Genomic DNA, 25701 nt, shown 5'->3' on the forward strand with positions numbered 1-25701 from the left:
TTAGTATGCACTGTAGCCGCTGCAAACTAAGTAACTGCAGCGCATACTAAGTGATTTGCTCGTATAAGAGAATTCGGATAAATTAGGTGGAGCAATCAGAATATTTATGGCTTAAGCTTGTTATGTCGCATCTCACTCAACTCAAAACTTTTGTTGAAGTCTATCGTAGTAAAAATATCACCAAAGCAGCCGCCAACCTTGGCATGTCGCAACCCGCCGTAACCTCTCATATTCAGACCATGGAGAGTGTGGTGGGCAAACCCTTATTTGAGCGCCAAGCACGAGGAGTAAAGCCCACAGCCACAGCGCACGATTTGGCATTACAGGTGTCGAGCCATATCGATATTTTAGAACAAAAGGTTGCTTCTATTCGTGCTCGCTCCAATGCCGTATTCGGCACACTGAATATTGCTGGCCCCGCCGAATACTTAAGCCTAGTGTCGGGTCCACAGATCGCCAACTTATTGCAAGCAGGCAACATTAATGTTGTCCTGCATGTGGGTAATAAAGTCGATATTTATCAAGCATTACATACTGATACCGCAGATATTGCGATTGCGGCTTCAGCACCAGATCCTGCTCTTTTTGACTACCTAGTGTTAGACAAAGAGCAGCTATGGTTGGTAATGAACCGTTTAGAAGGGAGAGAAATACAAGATGTAGAGATCACCGCAGAGCTACTCTCCAGCTACAATGTGGTCACTTATGACCAAGAGCTACCACTGGTAAGGCAATACTTTGAGCGAGTATTTAATAGCCATTGCCGTTCCAATGTCGTCGCTATTTGCCCCGATATTCGCGCTATTGCCAGCGTCATTCGTGCTGGTGTTGGCTACTCCGTATTACCCGACTACCTTTGCCGTGACTTAATAAAAACCGGTGAGCTAGTGCAACTAGGGCCAGCCGGGCCTGAGAATAATATTTATTTGGTATGGAAAAAAGGCGCGCTTAGACACCCTCGCATCGCCTTTGCCAAAGATATACTCTCCGCCTTTGCTAACCTTAACTATTTGGCGAGTTAGGTATTCAGAAATACGTAGCCTAGCACAACTTTAACTACCTAATTTGCATTGGTGTTATTGGGTAAATTTGGGAGAGGGTCCCACAGCAGGAGAGGCAGTTATAGCCTGCAAAAATGCTGCTAAGGCATCCAATTCTTTTTTACTTAAGTTTAGAGGGTGCAGTAATTTAGACGTTTCTGGAGATAAAGGATCCTCTTCCTTTTTAGTAAATTTTGCACCACCAGCATTATAAAAATTAAGTAAACCTTCCATATCTGCAAATACACCATTATGCATCCAAGGCTTTGTATTCATTACTCCTCGAAGGCTTGGCGTTTTAAATTTACCAACATCAGACGGGTCTTGGGTAAACAGATAGCGCCCTAAATCTTGTAACTTTCTTTGGTAGTATGTCAGGCCGAGACTATGAAACTGATTATCAGAGAATGTTGGCCCATGATGACAATTCATGCATCGTGCTTTGGTACGAAAAAGGTGCATTCCCCATATTGCCTGATCCGACATGGCGTTACTGTAAATTGCCCTGAGCTTCTCAGTTTTTTGCTTGCCAGCCATTAAAAACATATCAAAATCACTGCGTCTCGACACGATTGTGCGCTGAAAGGTGGCCAGTGCTTGCCCAACTCGCAGTGCCGTAATGGCGTTATCACCAAATGCTGCGGAAAATGCAGTTTTATACTCAGGCTTTTGCTTTAACCTGCTCACCATATCTGTGAGTGATAAATTCATCTCAATCGGATCCTGAATAGGGAGTAATGCCTGCTGCTCAAGCGTTTTGGCCCGGCCATCCCAAAAAAACGATGTGCTAAATGCGACATTTTCAATCGACGGCGCATTTCTTTTACCACGCTGGCGATTATGACCAAAGGATGTTTTTTTGCCATCCGCCCAGCCAAGCTCTGGTTCATGACAGCTGGCACAAGCAATCTGCTTAGAGTGAGACAATAAAGGGTCGTGAAACAGTTTCTCACCTAAAAACAGCTTTGCAACATTAAAAGGATTTTGCTTTGGAAATGAGACATCAGGTAACAGACCAATCTCTTCAGCAACAACCCCTTCATCCACATGTGCTTTCGGCCAAAATTCACTCGATTGACTATAAATTTCTCGTAACTCGAGATCACCATTGGCCGCAGCTTGCAAGGCAAGCAAGCTGCACCATATCATAAAGCAAATCCGCCATGGGAAAGATGTATAGCTTTGATTACTTAACACTCACCAACCTATTTAATGATAAATGTTTCAGTTGTCGCATCTGCAGCCTCAATTTTTAATGCCTCTTGGTACTGCTGTTGATTATCAATATCCCAACATGCTGAAGCATTTTGTTGTTTGGCATGACTTATTTTGTCGTGGAAATAACTGCTTACCTCAAGTACGGCATTGTCGTTAATATCTTTATCTGCGTGGTAACACAATTGCCCAAGAGTCGCAGCGGTGAGTAATAATATGTTCATCATTTACCTCTAATAGTCATAACTAATCCCTAACCAGAACCGACGCCCCAGTTCAAGCCCGGTGGTAAAGGGGCTCACTTGATAAGTACGTTTATTTAATAAATTCTCCCCGTCAAAGCTCAAAGTAAGCTGGCTATTGTTGGGTAACTGCCAAAGATAGCTAATACTGCCACTTAAGAGCCAAAAGCTTGGCCGCTCAGCTTTACGATAAACAGGGTATTCTCTTCGTGTTGATACACAACCGTCACAAATGCTAATTGCTTCTTTAATTGACTCTGTTTGACTGGTGGGATAAATGGCATCCTGACGACCGTTATATCGTGCATAAGCAGAAAGTCGCCAATTGCCGAAATGACCAGCCCAACTTAAGTTCGCAACGATAGGGCGATTAGCATCTTGCCGCTCGAGGTTGATATCGTGGCGGGTCACCAGATTGTACTTAGTTTTCAGCTTGCCTTTATTGTTAAAATACTCACTGCGTAAAAATACTAGCTCATCGTCGTTATAGCTATAATTCAATGTTGATGCTACTTGATTATTACTTTCAATGGTCGTGGCACCATCAAAACTTTTGCGGTTGGTTTTATTACTTGATTTGGAAATATTAAACTCGATATGTTGATTACTAAATTGTGCCATCCACGACAATGACCAACGCTGATAATCACTCCGACCGTCATTACCTGCATAAAGGACCGCTTCTCCCAATTCATTGTACCCTTTAATGCGATTAATCCCTTGTTTGTTCGCCCTTTCTACCCACTTAAGCTCAACCACGCCAGCAAATAAAGGCTGACGATATGCAGCAACTAATTCGTCACTGAATGGAGTTTGAGTATTGCGGTATTGGTATTTGTATCCTGTTTGCAATAACGCAGCCTGCCATTGTTGTGGACGGTTTTGATATGTAGCTCGCACCTCATTCTGCACAGGTTGCATAGCTTGGTTCAGTTTATAGTTTGCTATGTCAGCTTGATAATAACGGTTTGCTCCTAGGACTACTTGGTAACTATCAATAAGTTCATAACTTAATCGCAAGCGGGGGGCAAAATTGTGATTTCTAAAAAAGTCATTGTAGTCATACCGCAATCCAGCTGTGACCAGTAAGTCATTAAATGTTACCGAGTCCTCCACGTAGGCGGATAAATAGGCAATATCTGCTGTGGCTCTGGCTTTAGGGGATACTTGCCGGGTTTGAAAAAATTGCCCTGTTGTCTTGATGTTGTTTTGATACAACAAAAAATCATCGGGATTATTTAAATTTAATGGCCTCCCCAATTCCGACTCTAACTCAGCCAGTGGTCGTTTGAACTGGGTTTCAACACAATCATTTTTGTAGCCATTGCAATTGATACTAGGTGAGATAACCGCACCATTATAAATGATGGAATCTTCTAGGCGGTCAAACACCGATTGCTGATATTCCAGTTGATAGCCCAGAGCAAGGGCATGCTCTCCAAACCCACCCCAACGAAAATCGCTCTCAAAGTCCTGTTTAAAACTATAGCTATCTTGGCGCTTTTTAATATCGCCATAACCGCCTGCTAGACTGTTATTTGAACCATCGTAGCTGCCCCACGCTTTACCCGGTAAATTTGCCCAAACATACCAAGCTTCAGCGGTATTTTTACTATTTTGGCTTTGCCGCCAACTAAACTGAGTATCAACTTGACCCCATTGTCGCAATGCACGCCACTTAGTCATAAAAGATTGTCCGCCACCTTTTACGTCAAAGTCACTGTTTATTGCATTGACATTAAAGTAATTGCCAGTATACGGAGCATATAAATAACGAACTTGTAATTCGTCATTTTCCGTGAGGTTATAATGATACTTCAGCAGGCCATTGTAGTTAGACTGCTTTTGCAATCTAAGCTCACCTAGTTGGTTAAGCGACTCTTTAGAGTTAAGAACTTGTATTTGCGCAACAATACCGCTTTTATTATTGATTGGTGTCGACAGATAAGCGTTGAAATCTTTTTTCTCAAAAGTGGCTCTATCAAGTACATCATCACCGCTAAAATCGGGGGCATAGAATTGATGATAGTCAACATAGTCGCTTGCGGTTTGACGGTAACTAAAACCAAACCGCGGTTTATTATCCGCGTTTTGCGTCGTTGCCAGCACCAAACCACCAGAAAATTGACCATACTTAGCGGGGATATTGCTATCGTAAACTTCAACTTGATCCAGAATTTTTAGATTAACAAAGGCCTCTTGACTATGACCGGAAACATTTTGGGCTAAATTACGATCTATATTACCACTGCCTATGTTTAGCTTTGAATTATTGCTAACGCCATCAATCTGATAACCCGACTGATAACCTTTCGCTCCTGATATCGATACCTCACTAGGCTTAATATTCGTAACCTGGTTCGCTGCATAGGCTGCTTCACCGAACTGTACTCCTGGTAAGATCCCCAGAACTTCGTTCAAGTTACCATTACCGAATAAGTACTCGTTTAGCATTTGCTTATCAAGCGTATAAACGCCATCTGTAGAATACGATATAGGGGTAAGTTTGCGGCCAACAACTTCAATGTGTTCAACCTGCTGTTTGCAGTTTTGCTTATCATCAGGGCACTCGAACTCAGATAATTGCTTTGCTTGATTGGCCTCCGGCTGTAATGACTTGTCATTATGATTTTTTGGCTTAGCATGCTCTGCCTCCTGAGCCACAGATGGAAGCAGGGTCAGCATTAAGCTGACCGCCAATATTGTTCGAAGATAACTCATACTATTGTTTTGATTTATCTAATGGGAAGGCATCTTCTGCATCGTTCACACCGTCGTTATCGCTGTCTTCGTCAAGCTCCAGACCCGACTGCAATATTGACTCTGGTGTTGCCGAGTCGATGAAGAAGTTAGGACGACCATCACCGTCAGTATCAACCGAGGCGATAGCAGTGTGTTTGAAATCATCTTTAATGCTCATGCCGGTGGCAACCTGAGTAATAATAGATTCCTTTTCTACAACTCCCAGAGCAGCATCATTACTCAAAGCTAACGCCTCATCAAATGCATTTAAGCGAATATACTGGTTTGCATATTGAGGTAAAAAAGTGAGTTTTTGCTGATTACCAGCTTGCGATAATGTTGATAAGCGACTTTCAATTACCGTCATCCACGCCTTAACAGCGGCATCTCGAATGCTAGCATAGCCCTCAATCAAGCCCGCTTGCTGCTCAATCACGGCTAAGTAATTACTATAATCACTCGATGATGAGCTAGCACTGAAAAAGTCAGCCGTTTGTTTGCCTAACTCCTCCATTACGACATTCGTCTCATAATGTGCTAACTCAGTAATAGCGCGATCATAATAGCTTTGCGCTTGGCTGAATAAGCCGCCTTTAGCCAATGCAACCCCCACACCTTGTAGCCTTGAAATGAGCTCTATATGATCATTTGTATCGATTTTTGCAACATTAGCTTCAATTATTGCCAACGAACCTGCAATGCTATCAGATATATCCAACCACTTAGCATATGGGAAATATCGAGCATTTGCTTTCACAGCATCTTCAATCTCAACATCGCTGCCATCAATGCCATCTGAATAATGCTGGCTTGCGATATTAATACAAGTTTCTACCGCAGACTGCGCTTGCGTTTTGTAGCTTTGCTCAGCAGTAATTGAATAAATATCGCTAAGTAGATCAATTACCATTTCGCATCCCGTTTGACCCGTTACAAAAGCTTCACTGGATATATTTTGTGAGATGTAGTCATCTGTTGAAAGAACAGACATGGCCTCAGCCAAGAACTGAGCGGCGGCATCGTAATGACCTTGGTTAATTAGGTATAATGCGCCACCTGGACGAGAACTATTAAAGGCAACCAAATTCGTGAAGTGATTTCTTAATTTCTCTGGATCTTTTTCAGCAATCACTAGCTCTAATGCCGCGGACTTATCTTCCATACTGCGAACTTTCGCCATTAAACGCGCATCAGCGGCATCTTCTTCAGCCAGACCAGCCCAAAAGCTGTCTTCAGGGAAACCAGTTAAGAAAGCGTCTAAGGTTGCATCAGGGTATAGCACCACAAACTCATCTAATACACCGTATAATCCAAATTGATACTCCACTTTAGTCACTTGATAGTATTGATCTCGAGTACGTGGATAGTTTTCATCCACGCCAATTACACCATATAACGCAAATACGTCATGTAAGGCTTCCTTGGCGTTATTGTAATCATTGAGCTCTAAAAATGCGTGAATTACATCGCTCAGAGCAACTTGACGAGTGCTAAAGTAAGGCTTGCCTTCGTTACCGTTACGGTCATTGCTGACATACCTATGACTGATCATGTTCGCGTAACGATACAATCTTGCGGCCATCGAATGAGCTAAGTCATAGTCTGCCTGTGAGCGTGTTGCTTGCCATTTATCAACCGCATCATCAACCAAGTTTCTAAAACCAAAAAAGGTACGTAAAGCAGCTGTGGTAGGGTTGTCATCTAAAGCGGTTACAAACAAGTTATCTAAAATACTTAATGCTTCACTTGCTTGCTTAGTAAAGCCCACTTGATTATAGGCAATAGATAAGTCGGTAAAAAAACTGGCATCTTTAGCATCAAATGCATTTATACCTTTTGATGCGACATATGCACTATAAAGTGCTTTAGCCTCTGAGCGGTAATGGTTTGCTTGGTCAATCAAATCCAATCGGTTATAAACAAAACTAACCTGCAAAAGTGCTCGAGCACGAGCCTCATCTCTAACAATTTGCTCTTCGCTTAACAGACGCGCCACTTGCTCAGTTAGGCCTGCTTCCGCATAGCCCTTTGCTAAATCAGCAAATATCAAACCTTGATTGATATCGTTATCTAACGCGCCAATAAGCTCCTCAGCTTGTTTTAAATGCGACTCTTCGCTGGCGTAATAATAATATGCTCGGTCAGTATTACTCGCTAGACTCATTTTCACTGACAAAAGCTTCTCTAACCTACCGCCATTACCATCATCTATTACTACACTAAAGCTATCATTTACGTCGATTAAGCCTGTTGGAGTGTAAGTTAATTCACCAGAATTACTGTCGAGAGTTAAGTCACCATTTTTTGTTGTTTCACTGATTGTATAGTTTAAGGTATCGTCATCAATATCTGTTGCTTGAATACGGCCTTGTTTAACTTCACCACCGGTAACAAAAACCTCACTTGCGATAAGCTCTGGAAGGTCATTAACTGAGTTAACCGTAACGTTCACAGTTGTTTTTACTGCCGTTTCGCCATCGCTCACCTGCACTTCAAAGCTATCATTTCCATTAAAGTTTGGATCCGGTGTAAAAGTAAGCTCTCCGCTCGATTCACCTATATTAACTGTGCCATTTCTCGGTGCATTGGCTAAACTGTAGGCTAACTGATCGTTATTATCATCATCCGATGCTTTTACCGTTAGGCTCCCGGCTATGTCTTCATCTGTGCTTAACTGATAACTTGTTGAATCAAATACCGGCGATGAATTGCCTTGAGAACTACCACCACAACCAGCCAGCGTGGCTGCAATAACTAATGCTAATAACCTTTGTTTATTCATAACTACCTCTCCGACTTTTGTGGGAGGGGATAATAATAACAACAATTATCATTTGCAATTACTTTTAGATAAGTTGCGACCAATGTCTCTCTATTTACAATTAGAAATGCTTCAGAAACAGGGCAACGCTTGCTTAAAGAATAGCTATGGCTGAGGATAAGCTGATAACAGCGAGGAATACAAGATGTGGAGATCACCGCAGAGCGACTCTCCAGCTACAATGTGGTCACTTATGACCAAGAGCTACCACTGATAAGGCAATACTTTGAGCGAGTATTTAATAGCCATTGCCGTTCCAATGTCGTCGCTATTTGCCCGGATATTCGTGCTATTGCCAGCGTCATTTGTGCTGGTGTTGGCTACTCCGTGTAGCCCGACTACCTTTGCCGAGATGTAATAAAAACCGGTGAACTAGTGCAGTTAGGGCCAGCTGGGCCTGAGAATAATATTTATTCGGTATGGAAAAAAGGCGCGCTTAGGCACCCTCGCATCGCCTTTGCCAAAGATATACTCTCCGCCTTTGCTAACCTTAACTATTTGGCGAGTTAGATCAAAGTAAAGACTAAAGCTCTATGTATCAATGCTTTGTCAAAGCGCGTTTTGTGGCCTGTAAAGGTATAAAATCGCAGAATCTAGTAACATTCTGCGATTTTGTTTTAGCTGTATTAACTTTGTAGTTGATGGCTTTTAGTTCTTACTATTAAACCGACGTACAGCATCATTACACATAGCAACATAGGCACAGCTTTTAGATACTCAAAATAGTCAAAAAAGAAAGTGAGTTCCCAAAATGCTTTGGCAAGCTCTTCCTTTATTCCAAACACTTCGAGGTTTCTTATCAGGGTTTCAGCTAACGCACAAAAGTCAATAAAGACCATTAGTAATACAAGAAACAGTAAAGGGCCTTCTGCATGATTCTTCTCAAAAACAGGTGCTGACTTTCCTCGAGTAATAAGTACTGAAACTGTCATTCTGGACCTTAGCAGCAATAAGAGACTCAAACTTACGATTAACTGCGTACCGAATAAATAAATATTTTCTTCAAAGTAACTATCTGTTGCAGGCAAAACCATATATTTCAGAACGATAACCAAACATGTTTCAGCAACAAAAATAGAAGCAAATATCAAGGTTAGAAGCTGGCTATTGACATCTTTTTTAGACAAAAAAAGTAACAAAATAAGACTTGATAGAACTATAACCTGAATTATTGTAGCTTGTGTAACCGTAGCAAGTAGCATAGCTATAATAATTGTAAAAAGAGCAAATTTAAATAAGCTATTCATACTGGTTACCTAACTATTCATTAACGGAGGAGTAGAATTTTCCTCTTTTTCTTTTTCTTTTTCTTTGGTACCACCGCCCTTGAAAGCACCGGACCCAAATACTGATTTACACAACGAACGACTAAGGGCGATTTTTACTGGTTTCTTCTGAGTAGTCTTCATTGTTAATTTCCTCGCTTTTATTTTCGTAAAGACTTGATAACTTTTCTGTATCATCCAAGATATCTGATAACTTTACTTTACATAGTTCTGCAAAGCGAAGCAATGTCCCTAACTTAAATGAACTCACTCCACTTAAATAATCATCAAGTGTTGTTGCTCCAACTCCTAAGCGGCGACTCACTTCCTTCTTGGTAATACCTTTCCTTCGCTTAAGCCCACGTATTAGCTTACCGATACGTTGACTCACCTCATACTCTTCTGGCGTCTGCATCGCTCCACCGTTCTAGTAGTCTACTATCTAAATTTTATTTTAACGTAAATATTACATTTAGTTTAAATTATAAGCAACACTTTGAAATACATTTGTACCTAAAAATATTTTACCTAACCGATCACTCAAAAGTCTTTCTTTACAAAAAAGTACAAACGTACTATTTTAATAAAAGTACAAGTGTTCTTTTTTATATCGAGGTTAAGGATGAAGTTCAGCTACTTTACTAGTAAACAGGGGAGCCTACTCACCCGCATAAGTCGCGGTGCCACAGCGGGGTTATGCACTGTAGCGCCTTGGGTAACAGCTCGGCTGGGTCAGGTGTTGCTAATGAGTCCACATGGTAAGCGCGATTATCAATTCAGCAATAAAAAGCCCAATAACGAGATTAATATTCTTACTTCCCTTGGACGAGTGCATGCCAATGTTTTTGGCTTGGGAAGCAAAACGGTCATTTTAAGCCATGGTTGGGCCGATAACAGCAGTTGTTTTGACCACTTAATTCCTGAGTTAGTGGCTTCTGGCTACTGTGTGGTTGCGTTAGACCACGTTGGCCATGGCCGCTCTTGTGGCAAACAGGCTCATTTGCTGGCCTTTATAGAAGCACTCGATACCTTAATTGAAAAACTAGAGTCTGAACGCTACGATATTAGCGCTTTAATTGGTCATTCAATGGGGGCCGTGGCAATGATGAATCTTCCAGACTATCGGTTGGCGCAACGTACTGTTATTAACATTGCCACCCCGGTACAGTTTTTTGAATTGATGTTTGAACGTGTTACTCGCGCCGGTATTTCCGACAAAATGCTGCATCAGGTATTGCACCGTATTACCGCTCAACATGGTACACACTGGCACTTAATCCGCGATCGCTTTCATCAGACTTGTCAGCAGTTTGCTCCGCTTTTTATTCACGACACCGATGACCGCTTTGCTCCTTTTGAGCACTTACAGCCTTTGGTAAATCACGCGCCAGAACGGCTGATCCAGACCTCAGGTCTTGGCCATCGTCGTATTTTAGGCGATACTGGGGTGATTAAAGATATTACAGCAAGATTAACCGCTTAACGATGAATAAAGGTGAGAGAACTCGACAAGCTATTTTAGAGCAAGGCATGCGCTTTAGTAGTCAATATGGCTTAATCGAAGTGACCATTGGCTCTATGGCCAAGCTCTGTGGCTTGTCGCGAACAGGCTTAATTTCACACTTTGACAATAAAGAAGACATGCAGCTGGCCATTTTAGACTATTGTGAAGCCCAGTTTATGGAGCATGTGGTAGCGCCATCTCGTCATGCCGACCCATTAATACAACTTAAGCAACTGTTTTCTATTTGGGCTGATTGGACCCGAGAGTTATTTAATCAACCGCACTTAACCTGTCCATTTATTAAAGCCTTAGTTGAATTTAACGGCCATGTCGACAGCCCCATTTATGCCAAAGTGACTGAACAACATAACCGCCTATTTAGCTACATTAAACACAAAATAGAGGCAGGTGTCGCTTCTGGTGCCTTTCACAACGAGCTCGACTCACAGTGTGCGGCTTATGAGATTTATAATTTGTATTTAGGCCATGCCATTGCTAAAAATACCGTGTTAACCGAGCATGCCAGTGAGTTGTTTAAACGCAATATCGAGCACTTATTATTAAGCTTTCAACACCCTATCAGCAAAGGTAACACACCATTATGATTGAAATTATTACCACGCCCAATGCAGACATTGTTACTAAGCTTACCGATTTGTATATTGAGACTTTTTCCGCCCCACCCAGAAATGAAAACATTGATCGTGATGAGATGGTGTCGCTCATGGAAAAAGAGATAACAGAAGGCCAGGTACGAGTTGTTTTTGATGCCGAGGGCAAATTAATTGGCAGCTTGTCACTGGTTCCGATAGCCCACTTTAAAGACAGAGAGCGCTTTGCTCTTAACCAAGGCTTATACATCTCTAACTTTATGGTTGACCCAACTATAAGGGGAAAAGGGATTGGTAAGCAGTTACTTACAGACACGCTAAGTGCTGTCAAGGAGCCAATACACACGCGCTGCCGCGTAGATGCCTTAGCCGTCAACCACTTATTCAGCAGTCATGGCTTTACGCTGGTTGCTAATTACACCACCACCATGAATGGCTCGGTTGCTGAGCGAAATATCTATACCTTTAATCAAGCTTAGTGGTGCATTCAAACATGCTATAAATGCAACTTCATTTCCAGAAGGCAGGGCGTAAACCCTGCTTTTTCATAAGCCCGAATCGCGGCTTCATTAGCGCTGTATACATCCAGATAAAAGTCATTGATATTTTGTCCTTTGCACCACTCGATAAGATGCTCCATGACTTGCTGATTCAATCCCTGTCCGCGGTATTCTGGCAGTACCAACATAAAGCCCAAATAGCCATGGTGTTCATGGACTAGTTGTGCTTTAGATGGGCGAATTTGCGCGTATCCGGTTGCCACTATCTGGTTGTCTTTTTCACCCACGATTAAGTGGGTATTAGTATCGCTGAGCATGGCGTCCAGATCATAATAAATGGCATCAACGGTTTTAATGGCCTCATTAAATGGCCTTTCTGCTGCAACTACTTGTTGCTCAAGTGCTCTAAGTGTATCGATATCGGCACTGGTGGCGGCTCTAATTTTCATTTTACACCTCAAAATAAAAAAGCCACCTTAGCGAAACTAAGGTGGCAAAACCACTATCTACAGTGATATTACAAGCTATTTAACATCAGGGTTAATGGTCGTGATCGTGCTCCTCTGCTTCTGCAATACCAAGCCACACCAGTTTGGCTGGCACGTAATCCAGCTCAATGGTATCAACCAACGCAGCTTGTTCTAGGTCAAACTTTTTAATTTGCTTAGCAATGGGATCGGAAACATAAACGGCTTGCTCCGTTTGTGAATAGGTCAGCTGGAAGCCATGATCTTCTGGCATACCCGCAAGATCTTCCGTGCTCACTTGCACTTCACCTGCCATTTCCCAGTGCTGCTCGCCATCGTGGTCATGCGCTTCAAAAACGCTGAGCTTACCTGCGGTATCTAGGATCACCACATGCTCACCGCCATGGCTAAAGCCAAAACTTGCCAAGCGATAGTTTTCTGTTGCTTGCCACTCTAGCTTTTCTATGTGGCCTGATTGTGGCTCGATAGTCAGTACATCATTGCGGGCTGAGGCAAGCAGTTGTTCCACTTCGTGGTGGCCTTTTAATGTTCCGACTCGCTGTCCCTCAGCAAAAAAATCTGGGTTGGCAAGCTTAGTTGCAGTAAAGCTTTCACCTTGCTGGGTGATCAATGCCACGCCATCGCCACAACCAAAGGCTACAACCGCTTCATTCTGGGCACTGCCGTGAAGTGCTGGACAAGTGATATCAAATACTTGCTCTTGATGGAAATGATCGCCATGGGCATGATAAAGGCCAATTTCACTCGGCAAAGTTGATTCAGTTTCAGGGTCTCTAATGGTGCTAATTAAAAACTCACCTCGCGCTTGCGCTGCGCCATGCATGTAGGTGTCGTAGTGTAGCTGCGCTACTTCGGTTTTTTCACCGCTAATGTGGGCTTCACTGAACATCGCAACACCCGCACTTTGTGCGCTGTCTTTATCGCCATCAGAGAAAATAGCAATGCCCGACTCTGCCACCGTAACATGGGTTGGTTTTACTGTTTCAAGATGAAAATCGGTTAGCGTTGGTGCTTGTTCATGAGCATGGAAGTGATCGCCATGGGGCTCTTGGTATAAGCCACTATCAACAAATTCCACTAAGCCTAGATCACGCTGAACCAAAATAGCATAACGATGGTTCTCAGAACCATATACGTACTGTGGGTAGCTGGTTGTGCCAATCGCATCAAGCAATGACTTATCTGCCGTTGAGTAAAGGTTGACAACGTTACTTTGTGCGCTTGTAACCAGTAGTCGACCATTAACATCGGTCACACCTTCATCATGATGATCATCGTGGTCGTCATGATGGTCGTGATCGTCTTCACCTGTTTCTTGACTAGGGGGATCCAATTTAACGATGGTGTGCTCGGTGCCGCCACAGGCACTCAGTAAAAGCGCAGAAATGGTCGCTGCTAATAATTGACCTTTAAAATGCATGAATAAGTCCTACCTTTTGATTTGTTATATTATAACTTTAAAGTATGTTATCTCATAACAAATCAACACACAAGCTCGCGATGCTTTTCTATACGCCTAAAATCATGTTTATACCAATTCGCTTAATTAAGTGGTCTATTTGAGGCAAGAAAATTCTGTCGATAACCAGGCAAAAATTTTGCTATTTAGTTGTTCTAAATGAGAAATTTTTAACGCAGTTAGCGTCGAATTTGCTCCCTCAAATTGAGCAGGTATTAATGCGGATTGGTATTACTCATTACAATGTTGTTTCAACACCTGTTCAAACGTAGCAACTTCTTGCGCTCCAGATAACACGTTTTCACCGTTAAAAATGAACAAAGGCACGCCCTGCACTCCTTTTGTTCGCCACTCTTGTTCATATTGCTTTACCGTGTCGCTGTATCGGTTGTGGGTCAATATATTGCTGGCCTCGGAGGCATCTAATCCAACTTGAGTAGCTACCGCCACTAATTCATCATGACTAAATTCACCGCGGTCACTAAAGAAGTGTGCAAAAAGAGCTTCTGCCAATTGAGTTTGTAACCCTACTTCTTTGGCCCAATGCAGTAATTGATGGCATGGGTGGGTATTGAGCATTTTCATTTCATCAAAGTAGTTAAATGTAAAACCTACTTTTTTACCTTCTGCCGTTAACATAGCCCGAGCACGAATACTGCCCTCAAGGGTGGTGCCATACTTTTGCGCCAAATGTGCTCTGAGGTTTTCACCCGACTCTGCCATGTTAGGGTTCAGCTCAAAAGGATGCCAAACGACGTTTACAAGGTGTTCAACAGCACACGTTGCTATCGCCTTTTTTAAACGCCAGTAGCCAATGGCGCACCAAGGACAAACCACATCTGAAACAATGTCTATAGGTATTTTTTCCTGTGTCATCACTATTCCTTACTATTTCTGTTCACATTGATTGTGGTGATAGTTTTATCACCAAGGTTTTTACTGATTGTTTCAAGTAGTTATGCGGCATCGTATAACCACCTGCTTTGCTAACGGGAGCTGCAGCCTCTGGCCTTAAAAGTGCTGGTTTATGTGCGCAGTAAAACGATTAAAATCACGCTCCACATCTGCGTTTTTCATCACATCAAAGCTGGCGAACGTCGTCATTGCGGTCATACCAAAAAACTTAAAATTCATGTGCATCGGGAACAGCAAATCATCAACCGACTTACCGGCAAAAAACTCACTGTTATCGTTAAACGCTTCAGCAGGGGCATTAAAGGTCAGAGATAACATGTATTTGGTGTTCGTTAGACTGCCGCCTGTGCCATAGTTTTGCTTTGGTGCGGCCTCTTTGCGACCATCGCCATCACATAAGGCCCCAGCCATGCCAGCGGTATACACTTCATCCATATACTTTTTGAATGACCAGGGCATCCCCATCCAGTTTACTGGTGACTGCAGTAAGATAATATCGGCCCACTGATGATGAGCTAGCTGTTCATCAACGTCATAGTCATCTTTCATTGTGACTACGCGAGTGTTATATCCTTTACCCTGCAATAGAGTGACCGCTTTATCTACAAATGCAGCATTTAATTTGCCCTCTGAGAATGGGTAATACTGGTGAGCATTAATGATAAGTACATTTTTCGAGTCGCTTATGTTCATTGGAAAATCCTATAATAAAATCACTACTACTTGATGCCGAGAAGCATTTTCTAGCTCACCTCGACTGTGGTATATTTTAGATACCTTTTAACAGTATTCAATTAGTATACTTTTAGTAACCTTGTAGACATAAGCGAGTTTTTTATGGAAAGTTCAATAAAAACAGACAGTAAAGGCAGAAAAAAAGTCTATAACGCGTGTATGGAACCTTGCGCCATTGAAAAAGGCATGCGACTCATTGGCGGCAAGTGGAAAGGCTCTATTATTTACCATTTAAAAGATGAGCCAGTGCGGTTCAATGACTTAACCAGAATGCTAGGTGGTGCCACCAAAAAAATGGTGGATCAACGTTTAAAAGAGTTGGAAGAAGAAGGTATGGTGATCCGTAAAGTGATTAGCGACAGGCCCATTGCCGTTACCTATGAGTTAACGGAATTTGGTCGCTCAGCCTTACACATTTTGGAGCAGCTAAGACTCTGGTCAGAATCAAACCATGTGCAGCTCAGGGATAAATAAGGTAACAATTAAAAAGCACTATGGCATTTACGCTAACAGCCACTGTGGTAAATTAATCACGGCGCTCTGCCGCTATAACCATGTGGTTTCGCCAGCTAGCAGTATCAGTTAAGTCGATATTAGCAAAAGCCATTTATATGCTCTGTAATTTCAGCAAAAAACTGTTCACGCTTGTGCGGCAGTAACTGATGTTGAGATAGAAATAGATAGTCCGTTAACAAGCGAAATAAGCCCCAACAGTTAGCGCGCAATTGCAGTTCAGCTTGGGTCGCTAGATCATTGCTATAACAGTTGATCAACTGCTGATGTACCTCTTTGTCAATAATATTTCCGCTGGCATGCCAGTTAATGGCCACTAAATCAAAAGCAGGGTCGCCAAAATGAGCTCGCTCCCAATCAATCAGCTGCAAGGCATTGTCAGAGTTTAAGATCAAATTATTCGGATGAACATCACCATGAACCATTGAAAATGGTGAGATAACAGCAAAATGCTTTTGATGTTGCGACAATATGGCGGCAATGCGAGCTTTGATATTGAGAAGCTGCTTGTCTTGTAGCGCATTAGAGCGAGAAAAATAACGCCAGCTTTTTTCCAGTGTTAGCGCCGGATTTAGTTGAATATCTCTGGGGTGAAGGAGGCTTCCAGCAGTACCGGCCATCACACCATGCACCAATTTTAGCGCTTTTGTAAGCGCTGACAGTGGAACTTGCTGCCACTGATTAAGTGTCTGACCGCTAACGTGCTGAAGCAATAATGCCCCTGAGTGACCAACAAGCGATTTTTCCTCAAAACGTGCATCCAGCCCTAGGCTGGTATTAGCCAGTAATTTATAGGCTTGCGCCTCCTTTTGTAAGCCGTGACTAACATACCCTTTGGATAACTTTACTACCCATTGTGCGCTGTTTTTCAGGATAATTAGAAAGTTATTGTTACTCACTCCACCTGACATTGATCTGACGACCAAGTGCTGAACATCCGCTTCAGACAAACCAAGCAAGCTTTTTATTGCATCAATGGCCAAGCCTTGGGTATCACACTTTACTTTATTGGCCTCAAACACTAAAAAGCCTCGTACAAAACGTTACTGCTAATCGCATCATCTGAGCACTCAAAATAGCCAATCTTTTGGTTTTAGGCCAGACTTGTTATGGCTAAACCCACCTTGTTAACGCTTAGCAATAATCCAAACGGCATGGACTATTCCAGGTATATACCCTAATAAAGTCAATAAGATATTGAGCCAAAATGCACCGCCCAAGCCAACTTGAAGAAATACACCCAAAGGCGGCAACAGAATTGCAATGATGATTCTCAGTAAATCCATATTCGTCTCCAGCAAATCCTCACATCCATTAGATATAAGCTCTTGCATGTAACAATAAAGTGTACTTGTTAGTGTAGACAACAAATAGTCATCTGGTGGAACTTCTAACGCTGAATTTGGCTTTACTGGTCTCAAGCTCTCAACCTGAACGTTTCTTTCTAAGCCTTCCACGGCGTTTAAGAGTAGGCTTAGAAACAAAAAAGTATTGTTCTATCAGTACCAAAATAAACGAGTAAAAACCAATCACACTCAGAGATATCAGTAATTTTCCAAGATGAAATGGATCAGAGAAAAGCAGGTATTTGAATCCGACGACGTCAAATGTAAGAGCACTTAACAACAAGGCTAAGCACATCATAATAATGGCTTTCAAATTAACTATCCTTTTAATTTGTTTGCGATAAATTTTATCTTAGCCCAGTTTAGCAGAGAATGCAGCATAAATATTGGTATCAAAAAATACCAATATTTGGGCCCTGTATAATTTTTAAAGGTAAAGTATGAATAAGCGGTAATAACGTAAGTTTCGCCGCTTTCCTCGCAGAAAGTTAACCATTAAGGAAAGAATAACGAGAAAGGAAGGTTCGACTATTATGACAGTTTTCGCCGCACTTTTTTAAGCAATTTGGCATTTCACCGTCGTCATATCTAATGTAATAGCCAGTAGTAATGCCACTTTACAGCGCTGCGATTGCAAGTGGCTTAGTGTGCATCGAAAAGCGGTGTTAAAGGTTTGCTTTTCATAACAAACACTTAATGTGGTTAAACGCTGCTAGTTGAGCGCCAGAGGGCACTCAACTATTACTCACCACTTGTAACGAGTTGTTGTCATCTTTACCGGTATCAAACTGTTCGACCATTTCCCTCAGCTCATTGGCTTTAGTGAGCAAAGTGATCCCGGAGGCATTGGTCATTTCCACTAGGGTATTATTTTTTTGAGTGATTTCATCAATTTGCTTAATGGCCAAATTAATTTGTGCAATACCACTTGATTGGGTATCGCTGGCATCAGCAATTGTTTGTACCTGCGATGCCAAAGTACTCGCATTGGCAATAATGGTGTTCAGCGTTTTTCCTGAGTCGGCTGCAAGCTTGGCTCCTTGTTCCACCTTAACATCACTTGTAGAAAGCAATGCTGCGATGTCTTTAGACGCGCTGGCACTTTTTAATGCCAGCTCCCTCACCTCTGAAGCCACCACTGCAAAGCCTTTGCCCTTATCCCCTGCCCGAGCGGCCTCAACCGAAGCATTTAATGCCAATAGGTTAGTTTGAAAAGCAATGGAGTCTATGACCTCGATAACGGTTTGAATTTCTCTAGCACTGCGGGTGATCTCGTCCATAGCCGCAATCGTCGAGCTGACCGCCTTTCCGCCCTGTGTTGCCTGTTGGTTCACTTCTACCGATAACTGATCGGCGGCTTTGGCATTAGTAGCGTTAGAATGAACGGTTTCCGATATTTCGCCAATTGAGACGCGAGTCTCCTCTACCGAAGCGGCTTGCGATGACGAGCGCTCACTCAGCTCTTCTATGCCAGAGGTGATTTGTTGTACCGACACCGTGATGGATTCCGCCATCGCCATCAGTTGTTGCATCATCTCAGCCAGTTTACCGACACTGCTGTTCACTGACTGCTTCAATAAGGCAAAATCACCATTGTAATTCCGACTGACTTGTCGAGTTAAATCGCCCTGCGACAACCCCTCCATCACATGCATACAGTCTTTGAGTGGCGCCTCAATGGAGTCAAGGGTGTTATTCATCGCAGCAATGATGTTGCGGTACGCTCCCTTATGTTTGCTCACTTCTGCGCGCTGATGCAAGTCACCATCATTAGCGGCCTGAGCCAAAACAGCCGTGTCAGCAGCCATATTATTTATCGCGGTTAAACACAGCTGTAAGCTGTCATAAATATGCCTAAAGTCGCCTTTGTAGCCCTCACTACTGAGCTCCGGCTGCTCTCCTTTAGCCAAACTGTCTAGGCAAGCTGTGGTTAACGTAATAGGTGCACTCAGTGCATCTAAGGTTGCATTGACACCGACAATGATTTTGCGAAATTCGCCGCGATGTTTGCTGGTATCGGCACGTTGTGAAAGTTTTCCTTCACTGGCTGCGGTAACCAGACTAGAGGTATCATCTAACAATAAATTAAGTGCTGCGGTGGCTTGCTCAAGTGCCTGCTTTATTTCTTTAAACTCGCCTTTAAAGTCACCGTTGATGGCATCTGGTATGTCTCCTTTAGCCAGCTGAGCTAAGTAATTTTTGGTTTGTTCAATGGGTGATTCAACGGCTTCTAATAGCTGATTTAACCCAGTGGCAATAACAGCCATGGAACCTTGATAATGCGTGGTATCTATTCTCTCACTTAAGCGGCCATCGGCTGCAGCCGCAATGAGCCCTTCAACCTGTTGCTGCGCTTGCTTTTCGAGAGTTAAGTCTTCGAACTCAAATACGGTGCCAAGCCTTGCACCTGAGTCATCGCTTACTGGGCTTGCGATCACTTCAAGGGTTACCCCTTTACTGTGCCAGAGCCACTGCAGCGGGGTCGTCAAAGTATTCGACTTACTCAGCTGGGTATTACTCTCCACTACGGCCTGAGGTAATGGTTGATTAAGCAGTGATGAGGGCAGCGATAACGCTTGATGATACTTAGCAACTAACTTCTCACATCGCTCATTAGTGTATATTATCTGGCTATCGTCGTTAACCACCAATACGGGTACCGCGACATTATCCAGTGCATAGCGCAGACGTAAACTCTCAGCGGCCTGCAGCTCAAGGCGCTCAGTGGCCTCGCGCAAACTGTCTTGCATTTTATTTAAATTTGTTAGTAGATCTCCTACTTCATCGTCACTGGTGACGGCAATAGTATTATCAAAGCGGCCATTGGCAATGGCTTTGGCAGTGCTTGAAGCCTCGTTTACCGGCTTTGTGATCAACTTTTGCATATACCAGGTTAGTAAAGCGAGAGTGATAAGCGCAATAATAATAAGTGCAGCAATACTCCAATTGATCACCGTTAACTTAAATTTGGTGATTTCGGCGTCGCGGCTGCTGACCAAGTCATTTATCTGTTGATTTATTTGCAGCAAATATTGACTCGAGCGACGGTCAATTCCACTCACAGCTTGATCCGCCAAACGAGCATCAAAGTTTGACTGTTTAAAGCGCTCTAAGCCTTGCCGATACTTGTCGCCGAGCTGCTGATGTTCTTGTTGAAAAGACTGGATCTCGTTTTCCAGCCTTGGTGGTAAAGCGTAGCGCTGTAACAACTGCGTCAGCTGCGATTGCACACTGGCTTCTTTGCTTTCAAAGCGCTGCCAGTATTTATTTAGCTGCTCAGCATTACTGCCACGCAACAACACATTTTTCCACTCTTGTACTTGCGTCTTAAAGTCTTCGAGCACTAAATTGACTTGCTCGCGGGCGGCCAATTCTTCACTGATCAAATCATCGTATTGCTTTGCCACTTGTTTTAATACAAACACCGTCGAAATAGCAGCCACCAGTAGCACAACTAAGCCACTGCTAACGGCCGTAAGTAACTTCGCTTTAACGCTTTTCATGCCCGAAATCCTTTATTATGAAAAGTTTATTACAGCTAAAGATAGGACACCAAGTAGGTTTCCACAAACCTAGTACCGCAAATGTACTCAAGCGACATCTCCCCATAACAAGGTAATAGTCCAAGTTGCCTAACTAGTATTGCCATTGCTACACTGGCACCAGCCGTGTACCCTGCATCAGTTGAGGAATAAAGTGGTTTCAGCGAACCCAAACCTACCTTTGGTATACCATCCAAACTATTCATTTAGTTTTGACCCTAACCATCGCTTTGTTATGAGTAAGTTTGCGCGCTTGTTTCAAGAGGTGCAGCAACTAGGGCTCGTCCATAACAACGTGTACAAACCAGAGGTTGGCTCGCCAACGCCATTAGAGACGGTTCATTGTGAACAGTATTTGTGGGATTTATGGCGTAACCAACTAGACTCCAAAACCATGCGTAGGATCGGGTTACCTTGGTCAGAACCATTAATGGCAAGAACCTTTACCGCCCCCCTTGGTACCCTTAAAACCGCCGAGCTGGCATTGCAACATGGAGTTGCTTGCCACCTTGCTGGCGGCACCCATCATGCCCATTATGACTTTGGCTCAGGTTTTTGTATGGTGAATGATTTAGCTTATACAGCCACCACCTTGATTGCGCAGCAGCGCGTCAATAATGTCTTAATCTTTGATTTGGATGTTCACCAAGGTGATGGCACGGCGGCGATGCTAAAGCACCACCCCTATATTTATACATGTTCCATTCACTGCGAAAAGAACTTCCCCTTTCGTAAGCACAGCAGTGATTTAGACATTGGCCTTGAGATTGGCCTCACAGACACAGAGTATCTAGATATTGTCGCCCATACGTTAGAGTCCTTGATACGTGATTTGAACCCAGAGTTAGTTCTCTATGATGCTGGTGTGGATGTCTGGCAAGGGGATAGCTTAGGTAAGCTCGATATTTCTTGGTTGGGGATAGCTAAGCGTGATGCCTTAGTATTATCCATGTGTCAGCGCCATGGCATTCCTGTGGCTACCGTTATCGGTGGTGGTTATGACAAAGATCATCAACGCCTAGCCAAACGCCACGCCTTAGTGGTTCAACAAGCCGCAAAAATTTAAAATTTTTTTGATCCAAATACAATCTTGCCACGTTTACTATTATCGAAGGGTTTGAACGGTGCAGTCACAAGACGCACTCTTGGATAACCCCCCTTCACGATGGCACTATTAAAGCGCACTTTATGTGCGCTTTAGCTTTTTTATGGCCCTACAAATTTTTTGTTGTGCTCTGCCAAGGCTCGCCTAAACCTATTAATCACACTCGGATTAGAATTTAGATTGAACGCAGCACAGGCACGCTGTTTCGTGATTTTTTTAATTTCGTAAATCGGCGTTACCATATCGTAGTCAAACCCTGCTGCTTTCATGGTTTCACTCATGGTGTATTCGGTTCCCGCGAGCAGGTCAATACGCTTCGCCACTAACAGCTTAGCAAATTGCGCAGGCTGGGCTGAAACATCTAAATGCACCCCAGGTAGCAAGCCGTGAGCCAAAAAGTGTTCGTAGTAAGAATCGCCTTTCACCACCGCAGTGACATAGCGTTTGGCATCTTCAATGGTATTAATGGCAATATCATCGCGCTCTTCGAGTTTAAAAAAGTACACCCCAACCGGCCGGATCAACGGGCATGCCCATTCAAATAGCGCTTCACGTTCTGGGTTTCGGTAAATTGAATAGATCATGGTATTGGGCCGCGACTGAGCCACCTTCATGGCACGCACCCAAGGATACATTTTTATTTCGTAATCGATCCCAGCTTGCTCTAATACTTGCTTAATCTTTTTGGTGGCGCGGCCGACTATCTCTCCTTTCTCATTGGTATAGTTGTAAGGTCGCCACTGCTCAGTTACCACTAGCAGTTTTGTTGCCCACGCACGAGCACTCAATGTTAGCCCCAGCAGCATAACTAGAGCAAAAAAAGCGCTGCTTAATGAGTTGTTTTTAGATGAGGTTTTGCATTTAGCTAACAACTGATGCACCATACGATAAAATGAAATTCGAAACCACCAATATGAGAAGCATAGTACTTATTATATTACTCGTCGCGTTGAGTTTTTCGGTAAACGCACAACAGTCTAGCGCCAACGAAAAACCCACTCAAGCTCAGCAACAACAAGCGGTGACTGAACTGAGAGAACCTATGTACCGCCCCCTTATTGAGCGCTATATTTTAGACGAACTAAAGGCCGTACGAGAAGACCAAATGCGTTTGCGCGCCGATATTGAGCGTAAAATAAGCCACTCGCAATTAGAAACAGCCGATCGTGCTATCACTTACACCACAGATACCGTTAATAATGTGCTGTTTCTTATCACTGCCGCCGCTTCCATACTTGTGGTTGTAGGTTGGACTTCCTTTAGGGATATAAAAAGCAAGGTTGAGGATATTGTCAGCCAGCGTGTGGGTACCATCACCGATGAATATGAAGAAAGGTTATTGTTACTGGAAGAAAAGCTCCGAGAGCGCTCTGAAGAAATTCTCAATAACCAGAAGAAAATATCCATCACCAACGAGGTACATTCACTGTGGATGCGCGCCAACCTAGAAAGTGACATGAACTCAAAAATTGAAATTTATGATGAAATATTGAATCGTAAACCGGAAGATGTCGAAGCGATTGCGTATAAAGCGGATGCCTTACTAGAACTCGGTGAGACTAATACTGCCATTGATTTATGTAACCAAGCGTTAGAAATAGACAGCGATTATGGTTATGCCTACTGGCAGCGAGCTTGTGCTTACGCCATGCTATACAAGCATGCCGATGCCATGGCCGACATTCGCATGGCACTTGAATATGCACCGAACTTAAAGAATGAATTACAACATGAACCTGCTTTTGCAAGCTTAGCTGACAACCAAAGCTTTAACGACTTGGTGAATAGTTAAGTCGCAGCAACAGCTGTGATTGCAGCTGCTTAATTAAGCCAACGGGGTGTTGTGACTCTGAAACAAGGGGGCTGGAGAGGTAATGTACTTCAGCCTCAGACAGATCAATCTGCTGTTTAGCCTGCTGCATAAACGCACTGGAATAGAATAGCTTGGCTAAACTTCCATCTTGCATTGCCAAAGACAACCCATAACGTAAGCGCCGGTGCAGTGCTAAGTTGCCCTTTTTCACGTAAAACGTCACCATCGCCGGATAAACCAACACGCTTTTTGCTAAAAACCCAACATGGCGCTGGTTTAACAACATCAGTTCAGGGAAGATTTCAATTACCCCCCGTGGAAAGAGGTATCCACGTTGCTGCGCTAATAAGTGATACATTGCCTTAGTGTTATTTTCTTTTACCACGGTAAAACCCGCCTCTTCAAACACTCTAACATCAGGCCAATTCTTTCCAAGTAATACGGAATAGCGTTTTAAATTTGCAAGGGACGCAGTAGCTAAGTCAGCTTAGTCGCTATTGTTTAGCGCTAATATTCTGACGCCAAAGCTGCCAAAAGCCAGTGGAATGTTGACCGTCAATGCCTGTGCGTCCCTCATGGGAGTTGCCACTGTCCAAAAAACGTCTACATTACCTTTATCTAATTCTTTGAATTGCCTTAATTGATTAATCGGCACATCGATGGGCTCTAGCCAATACTCGCCATATTTTGTTTGCGACTTATCCAGTGCTAAGCGTAATGCCGACAAAAAGTAAGCGTTTTGTGGCGATATATTAATGGTTGCGGCATCCACTACTCGGATCACCATGGACTCGGCCTTGGCAATAAAGCTTATCAGCAGTCCAAAAAACAAGATTAACCACTGCATAACAACCCCTTACCAGTATTGCTCTACGGTGATTTGTCCGGGCTTTGCCCGTCGGTGACGTTGATAGCCCATTTGCTGCAGCTGTGCACTACAGGACTTAACCATATCTGGATTGCCACAGAGCATAAAATGACTGTGCTCGGGAAATTGCTCATAGCCAAGGTGCTGAAGCAGCACGCCATTTTCAATTAAGTCTGTCACTCTACCTGCTAACCCTCCGACTTCTGGTGGCTCTCGGGTGATCAAAGGTTGATAGACAAAGTTGTCACGGCTTTGTGCTAACTGTTGTAATTTTTCGCGGTAACAGAGGTCGTCATTAGTTCTAACTCCATGGATTAAGATTACTTTATCAGCCTGCTGCCAGACATCTTCGCTATCCAACATAGACAAAAAAGGCCCTATGGCCGTGCCAGTACTTATCATCCATAAAACGTTACAAGGTGGGATTTCATCCAGGGTAAAAAAGCCGGTTGCTTGATGGGCAATATCAACGTATTCACCTACTTTAAGTTGGTGTAATGGCGGAGTCAGTTGGCCACCTTCAACTTCTACGAGTAAAATTTCCAGTAGCTCACTTTGCGGTGGATTTACAAAAGAATAGGCACGCGCTACGCGCTTATCGTCTTGCTGTAAGCTAATTTTGGTGTATTGCCCTGCTTTAAACGGTGCAATATCGGCTTTAATTTTGACTGAAAATAGCGTCTCGGTCCAATGTATGATGTCAACAATTTCACCTTTCACCCATTGCGCCATAACCTCCTCCAATTTTATTTACACCATCAAATACTAGCGGTTAGCACTTTAAACCATGGCAAAAAGGCCGTGTTTGTCAATAAATTCTGTTATTTGTACTAACGCGCTAACTTAAGCCTTTTGGGTTGATAAACAAGATAATGAAATGAAATTGGCATGTTGGTGAGACAGCTGTTTTGCTATTGTATTCCCGACGCCACAGTCGATGACCACCATTTGCTTTACTTCAGCCCCTTAAAGAGGAA

General features: G+C 43.2%; 24 protein-coding genes and 1 pseudogene. 8 read left to right on the top strand and 17 right to left on the bottom strand.

Annotation, left to right across the window (positions count from 1 at the left end):
• Window positions 1-122: 122 nt before the first annotated feature.
• A complete protein-coding gene (locus tag R3P39_RS01725; protein WP_336565287.1) occupies window positions 123-1022 on the top strand; it encodes a LysR family transcriptional regulator in 900 nt (299 codons plus the stop codon).
• Between the two features lie 54 nt (window positions 1023-1076).
• On the opposite strand, the gene R3P39_RS01730 is transcribed toward R3P39_RS01725, so the two are convergent.
• Genes R3P39_RS01730 through R3P39_RS01745 form a run of 4 tightly spaced genes read right to left on the bottom strand, consistent with a single transcriptional unit; the run spans window position 1077 to window position 8021 of the window.
• Window positions 1077-2237 (bottom strand): cytochrome-c peroxidase, encoded by a 1161-nt coding sequence (locus R3P39_RS01730; protein WP_336565288.1) that lies wholly within the window; start codon window positions 2235-2237, stop codon window positions 1077-1079.
• Window positions 2238-2245: 8 nt separating this feature from the next.
• Window positions 2246-2482 carry a hypothetical protein gene (locus R3P39_RS01735; protein ID WP_336565289.1) on the bottom strand — a complete coding sequence of 79 codons (237 nt, stop codon included), beginning with the start codon at window positions 2480-2482 and terminating at the stop codon, window positions 2246-2248.
• Window positions 2483-2488: 6 nt separating this feature from the next.
• The gene (locus R3P39_RS01740) at window positions 2489-5182 is read right to left on the bottom strand and encodes a TonB-dependent receptor plug domain-containing protein (protein ID WP_336565290.1); all 2694 of its coding nucleotides are present in this window, start codon (window positions 5180-5182) and stop codon (window positions 2489-2491) included.
• A 37-nt stretch (window positions 5183-5219) separates the two neighbouring features.
• Complete coding sequence (locus R3P39_RS01745; protein WP_336565291.1) at window positions 5220-8021, bottom strand: cadherin-like domain-containing protein; 2802 nt, start codon at window positions 8019-8021, stop codon at window positions 5220-5222.
• 186 nt (window positions 8022-8207) lie between these two features.
• On the opposite strand from R3P39_RS01745, the gene R3P39_RS01750 reads away from it, so the two are divergent.
• On the top strand, window positions 8208-8393 hold the full coding sequence (locus tag R3P39_RS01750; RefSeq protein WP_336565292.1) for a hypothetical protein: 186 nt from the start codon (window positions 8208-8210) through the stop codon (window positions 8391-8393).
• Between the two features lie 293 nt (window positions 8394-8686).
• Here the strand turns inward: R3P39_RS01750 and R3P39_RS01755 are convergent, their stop codons facing one another.
• Window positions 8687-9307, bottom strand: a complete 621-nt coding sequence (locus tag R3P39_RS01755) for a hypothetical protein (RefSeq protein WP_336565293.1) — start codon at window positions 9305-9307, stop codon at window positions 8687-8689.
• Between the two features lie 169 nt (window positions 9308-9476).
• Window positions 9477-9740 (bottom strand): annotated as a pseudogene (locus tag R3P39_RS01760) (helix-turn-helix domain-containing protein); the annotation flags it as partial.
• 207 nt (window positions 9741-9947) lie between these two features.
• Between R3P39_RS01760 and R3P39_RS01765 the strand changes: the two are divergent.
• From R3P39_RS01765 to R3P39_RS01775, 3 genes are read left to right on the top strand one after another with little or no spacing between them, the layout of a single operon-like run.
• Entirely contained in the window at window positions 9948-10808 is an 861-nt protein-coding gene (locus tag R3P39_RS01765; protein WP_336565294.1) for an alpha/beta fold hydrolase, read from the top strand.
• Window positions 10809-10810: 2 nt separating this feature from the next.
• Window positions 10811-11434 carry a TetR/AcrR family transcriptional regulator gene (locus R3P39_RS01770; protein WP_336565295.1) on the top strand — a complete coding sequence of 208 codons (624 nt, stop codon included), beginning with the start codon at window positions 10811-10813 and terminating at the stop codon, window positions 11432-11434.
• Window positions 11431-11919 carry a GNAT family N-acetyltransferase gene (locus R3P39_RS01775; RefSeq protein WP_336565296.1) on the top strand — a complete coding sequence of 163 codons (489 nt, stop codon included), beginning with the start codon at window positions 11431-11433 and terminating at the stop codon, window positions 11917-11919. Before R3P39_RS01770 ends, R3P39_RS01775 begins: the two co-directional genes overlap by 4 nt.
• A 17-nt stretch (window positions 11920-11936) precedes the next feature.
• On the opposite strand, the gene R3P39_RS01780 is transcribed toward R3P39_RS01775, so the two are convergent.
• The 4 genes from R3P39_RS01780 to R3P39_RS01795 all read right to left on the bottom strand — a co-directional run bounded on the left by R3P39_RS01780 (window position 11937) and on the right by R3P39_RS01795 (window position 15495).
• Window positions 11937-12389: a GNAT family N-acetyltransferase gene (locus R3P39_RS01780; RefSeq protein ID WP_336565297.1), complete on the bottom strand. Its 453-nt coding sequence runs from the start codon at window positions 12387-12389 to the stop codon at window positions 11937-11939.
• A gap of 91 nt (window positions 12390-12480) precedes the next feature.
• Window positions 12481-13848 (bottom strand): hypothetical protein, encoded by a 1368-nt coding sequence (locus R3P39_RS01785; protein ID WP_336565298.1) that lies wholly within the window; start codon window positions 13846-13848, stop codon window positions 12481-12483.
• 270 nt (window positions 13849-14118) lie between these two features.
• A complete protein-coding gene (locus tag R3P39_RS01790) occupies window positions 14119-14763 on the bottom strand; it encodes a DsbA family oxidoreductase (RefSeq protein WP_336565299.1) in 645 nt (214 codons plus the stop codon).
• 135 nt (window positions 14764-14898) lie between these two features.
• Window positions 14899-15495: an NAD(P)H-dependent oxidoreductase gene (locus tag R3P39_RS01795; protein ID WP_336565300.1), complete on the bottom strand. Its 597-nt coding sequence runs from the start codon at window positions 15493-15495 to the stop codon at window positions 14899-14901.
• 144 nt (window positions 15496-15639) lie between these two features.
• On the opposite strand from R3P39_RS01795, the gene R3P39_RS01800 reads away from it, so the two are divergent.
• The gene (locus tag R3P39_RS01800; RefSeq protein ID WP_336565301.1) at window positions 15640-16011 is read left to right on the top strand and encodes a winged helix-turn-helix transcriptional regulator; all 372 of its coding nucleotides are present in this window, start codon (window positions 15640-15642) and stop codon (window positions 16009-16011) included.
• 119 nt (window positions 16012-16130) lie between these two features.
• Here R3P39_RS01800 and R3P39_RS01805 read toward each other — a convergent pair whose 3' ends face one another.
• From R3P39_RS01805 to R3P39_RS01815, 3 genes are all read right to left on the bottom strand, one after another.
• Window positions 16131-17072 (bottom strand): phosphotransferase family protein, encoded by a 942-nt coding sequence (locus R3P39_RS01805; protein WP_336565302.1) that lies wholly within the window; start codon window positions 17070-17072, stop codon window positions 16131-16133.
• 105 nt (window positions 17073-17177) lie between these two features.
• A complete protein-coding gene (locus R3P39_RS01810; RefSeq protein WP_336565303.1) occupies window positions 17178-17336 on the bottom strand; it encodes a YqaE/Pmp3 family membrane protein in 159 nt (52 codons plus the stop codon).
• 794 nt (window positions 17337-18130) lie between these two features.
• A complete protein-coding gene (locus R3P39_RS01815) occupies window positions 18131-20899 on the bottom strand; it encodes a methyl-accepting chemotaxis protein (protein ID WP_336565304.1) in 2769 nt (922 codons plus the stop codon).
• Between the two features lie 193 nt (window positions 20900-21092).
• Here R3P39_RS01815 and R3P39_RS01820 point away from each other — a divergent pair, with 193 nt between their 5' ends.
• The gene (locus R3P39_RS01820; RefSeq protein WP_336565305.1) at window positions 21093-22004 is read left to right on the top strand and encodes a histone deacetylase family protein; all 912 of its coding nucleotides are present in this window, start codon (window positions 21093-21095) and stop codon (window positions 22002-22004) included.
• 140 nt (window positions 22005-22144) lie between these two features.
• On the opposite strand, the gene R3P39_RS01825 is transcribed toward R3P39_RS01820, so the two are convergent.
• Complete coding sequence (locus R3P39_RS01825; RefSeq protein WP_336565306.1) at window positions 22145-22831, bottom strand: substrate-binding periplasmic protein; 687 nt, start codon at window positions 22829-22831, stop codon at window positions 22145-22147.
• Window positions 22832-22956: 125 nt separating this feature from the next.
• On the opposite strand from R3P39_RS01825, the gene R3P39_RS01830 reads away from it, so the two are divergent.
• Window positions 22957-23835: a tetratricopeptide repeat protein gene (locus R3P39_RS01830; RefSeq protein WP_336565609.1), complete on the top strand. Its 879-nt coding sequence runs from the start codon at window positions 22957-22959 to the stop codon at window positions 23833-23835.
• Here the strand turns inward: R3P39_RS01830 and R3P39_RS01835 are convergent.
• From R3P39_RS01835 to R3P39_RS01845, 3 genes are all read right to left on the bottom strand, one after another.
• Window positions 23813-24265 (bottom strand): hypothetical protein, encoded by a 453-nt coding sequence (locus tag R3P39_RS01835; RefSeq protein WP_336565307.1) that lies wholly within the window; start codon window positions 24263-24265, stop codon window positions 23813-23815. The two genes, R3P39_RS01830 and R3P39_RS01835, sit on opposite strands and share 23 nt — an antisense overlap.
• Before the next feature lie 78 nt (window positions 24266-24343).
• A complete protein-coding gene (locus tag R3P39_RS01840; RefSeq protein ID WP_336565308.1) occupies window positions 24344-24703 on the bottom strand; it encodes a hypothetical protein in 360 nt (119 codons plus the stop codon).
• Between the two features lie 9 nt (window positions 24704-24712).
• A complete protein-coding gene (locus R3P39_RS01845; protein WP_336565309.1) occupies window positions 24713-25456 on the bottom strand; it encodes a ferredoxin--NADP reductase in 744 nt (247 codons plus the stop codon).
• Window positions 25457-25701: the final 245 nt, after the last annotated feature.

The sequence above is a fragment of the Pseudoalteromonas sp. UG3-2 genome, assembly GCF_037120705.1.
GTDB lineage: Bacteria > Pseudomonadota > Gammaproteobacteria > Enterobacterales > Alteromonadaceae > Pseudoalteromonas.

Bases quoted from the DNA above. Each gene is read 5' to 3' on its own strand.
- R3P39_RS01770 (WP_336565295.1), top strand. From the start codon at position 10,811: ATGAATAAAGGTGAGAGAACTCGACAAGCTATTTTAGAGCAAGGCATG.
- R3P39_RS01810 (WP_336565303.1), bottom strand. From the start codon at position 17,336: ATGGATTTACTGAGAATCATCATTGCAATTCTGTTGCCGCCTTTGGGT.
- R3P39_RS01775 (WP_336565296.1), top strand. From the start codon at position 11,431: ATGATTGAAATTATTACCACGCCCAATGCAGACATTGTTACTAAGCTT.
- R3P39_RS01830 (WP_336565609.1), top strand. From the start codon at position 22,957: ATGAGAAGCATAGTACTTATTATATTACTCGTCGCGTTGAGTTTTTCG.
- R3P39_RS01845 (WP_336565309.1), bottom strand. From the start codon at position 25,456: ATGGCGCAATGGGTGAAAGGTGAAATTGTTGACATCATACATTGGACC.
- R3P39_RS01785 (WP_336565298.1), bottom strand. From the start codon at position 13,848: ATGCATTTTAAAGGTCAATTATTAGCAGCGACCATTTCTGCGCTTTTA.
- R3P39_RS01765 (WP_336565294.1), top strand. From the start codon at position 9,948: ATGAAGTTCAGCTACTTTACTAGTAAACAGGGGAGCCTACTCACCCGC.
- R3P39_RS01745 (WP_336565291.1), bottom strand. From the start codon at position 8,021: ATGAATAAACAAAGGTTATTAGCATTAGTTATTGCAGCCACGCTGGCT.
- R3P39_RS01780 (WP_336565297.1), bottom strand. From the start codon at position 12,389: ATGAAAATTAGAGCCGCCACCAGTGCCGATATCGATACACTTAGAGCA.
- R3P39_RS01755 (WP_336565293.1), bottom strand. From the start codon at position 9,307: ATGAATAGCTTATTTAAATTTGCTCTTTTTACAATTATTATAGCTATG.
- R3P39_RS01790 (WP_336565299.1), bottom strand. From the start codon at position 14,763: ATGACACAGGAAAAAATACCTATAGACATTGTTTCAGATGTGGTTTGT.
- R3P39_RS01815 (WP_336565304.1), bottom strand. From the start codon at position 20,899: ATGAAAAGCGTTAAAGCGAAGTTACTTACGGCCGTTAGCAGTGGCTTA.
- R3P39_RS01735 (WP_336565289.1), bottom strand. From the start codon at position 2,482: ATGATGAACATATTATTACTCACCGCTGCGACTCTTGGGCAATTGTGT.
- R3P39_RS01795 (WP_336565300.1), bottom strand. From the start codon at position 15,495: ATGAACATAAGCGACTCGAAAAATGTACTTATCATTAATGCTCACCAG.
- R3P39_RS01800 (WP_336565301.1), top strand. From the start codon at position 15,640: ATGGAAAGTTCAATAAAAACAGACAGTAAAGGCAGAAAAAAAGTCTAT.
- R3P39_RS01725 (WP_336565287.1), top strand. From the start codon at position 123: ATGTCGCATCTCACTCAACTCAAAACTTTTGTTGAAGTCTATCGTAGT.
- R3P39_RS01740 (WP_336565290.1), bottom strand. From the start codon at position 5,182: ATGCTGACCCTGCTTCCATCTGTGGCTCAGGAGGCAGAGCATGCTAAG.
- R3P39_RS01840 (WP_336565308.1), bottom strand. From the start codon at position 24,703: ATGCAGTGGTTAATCTTGTTTTTTGGACTGCTGATAAGCTTTATTGCC.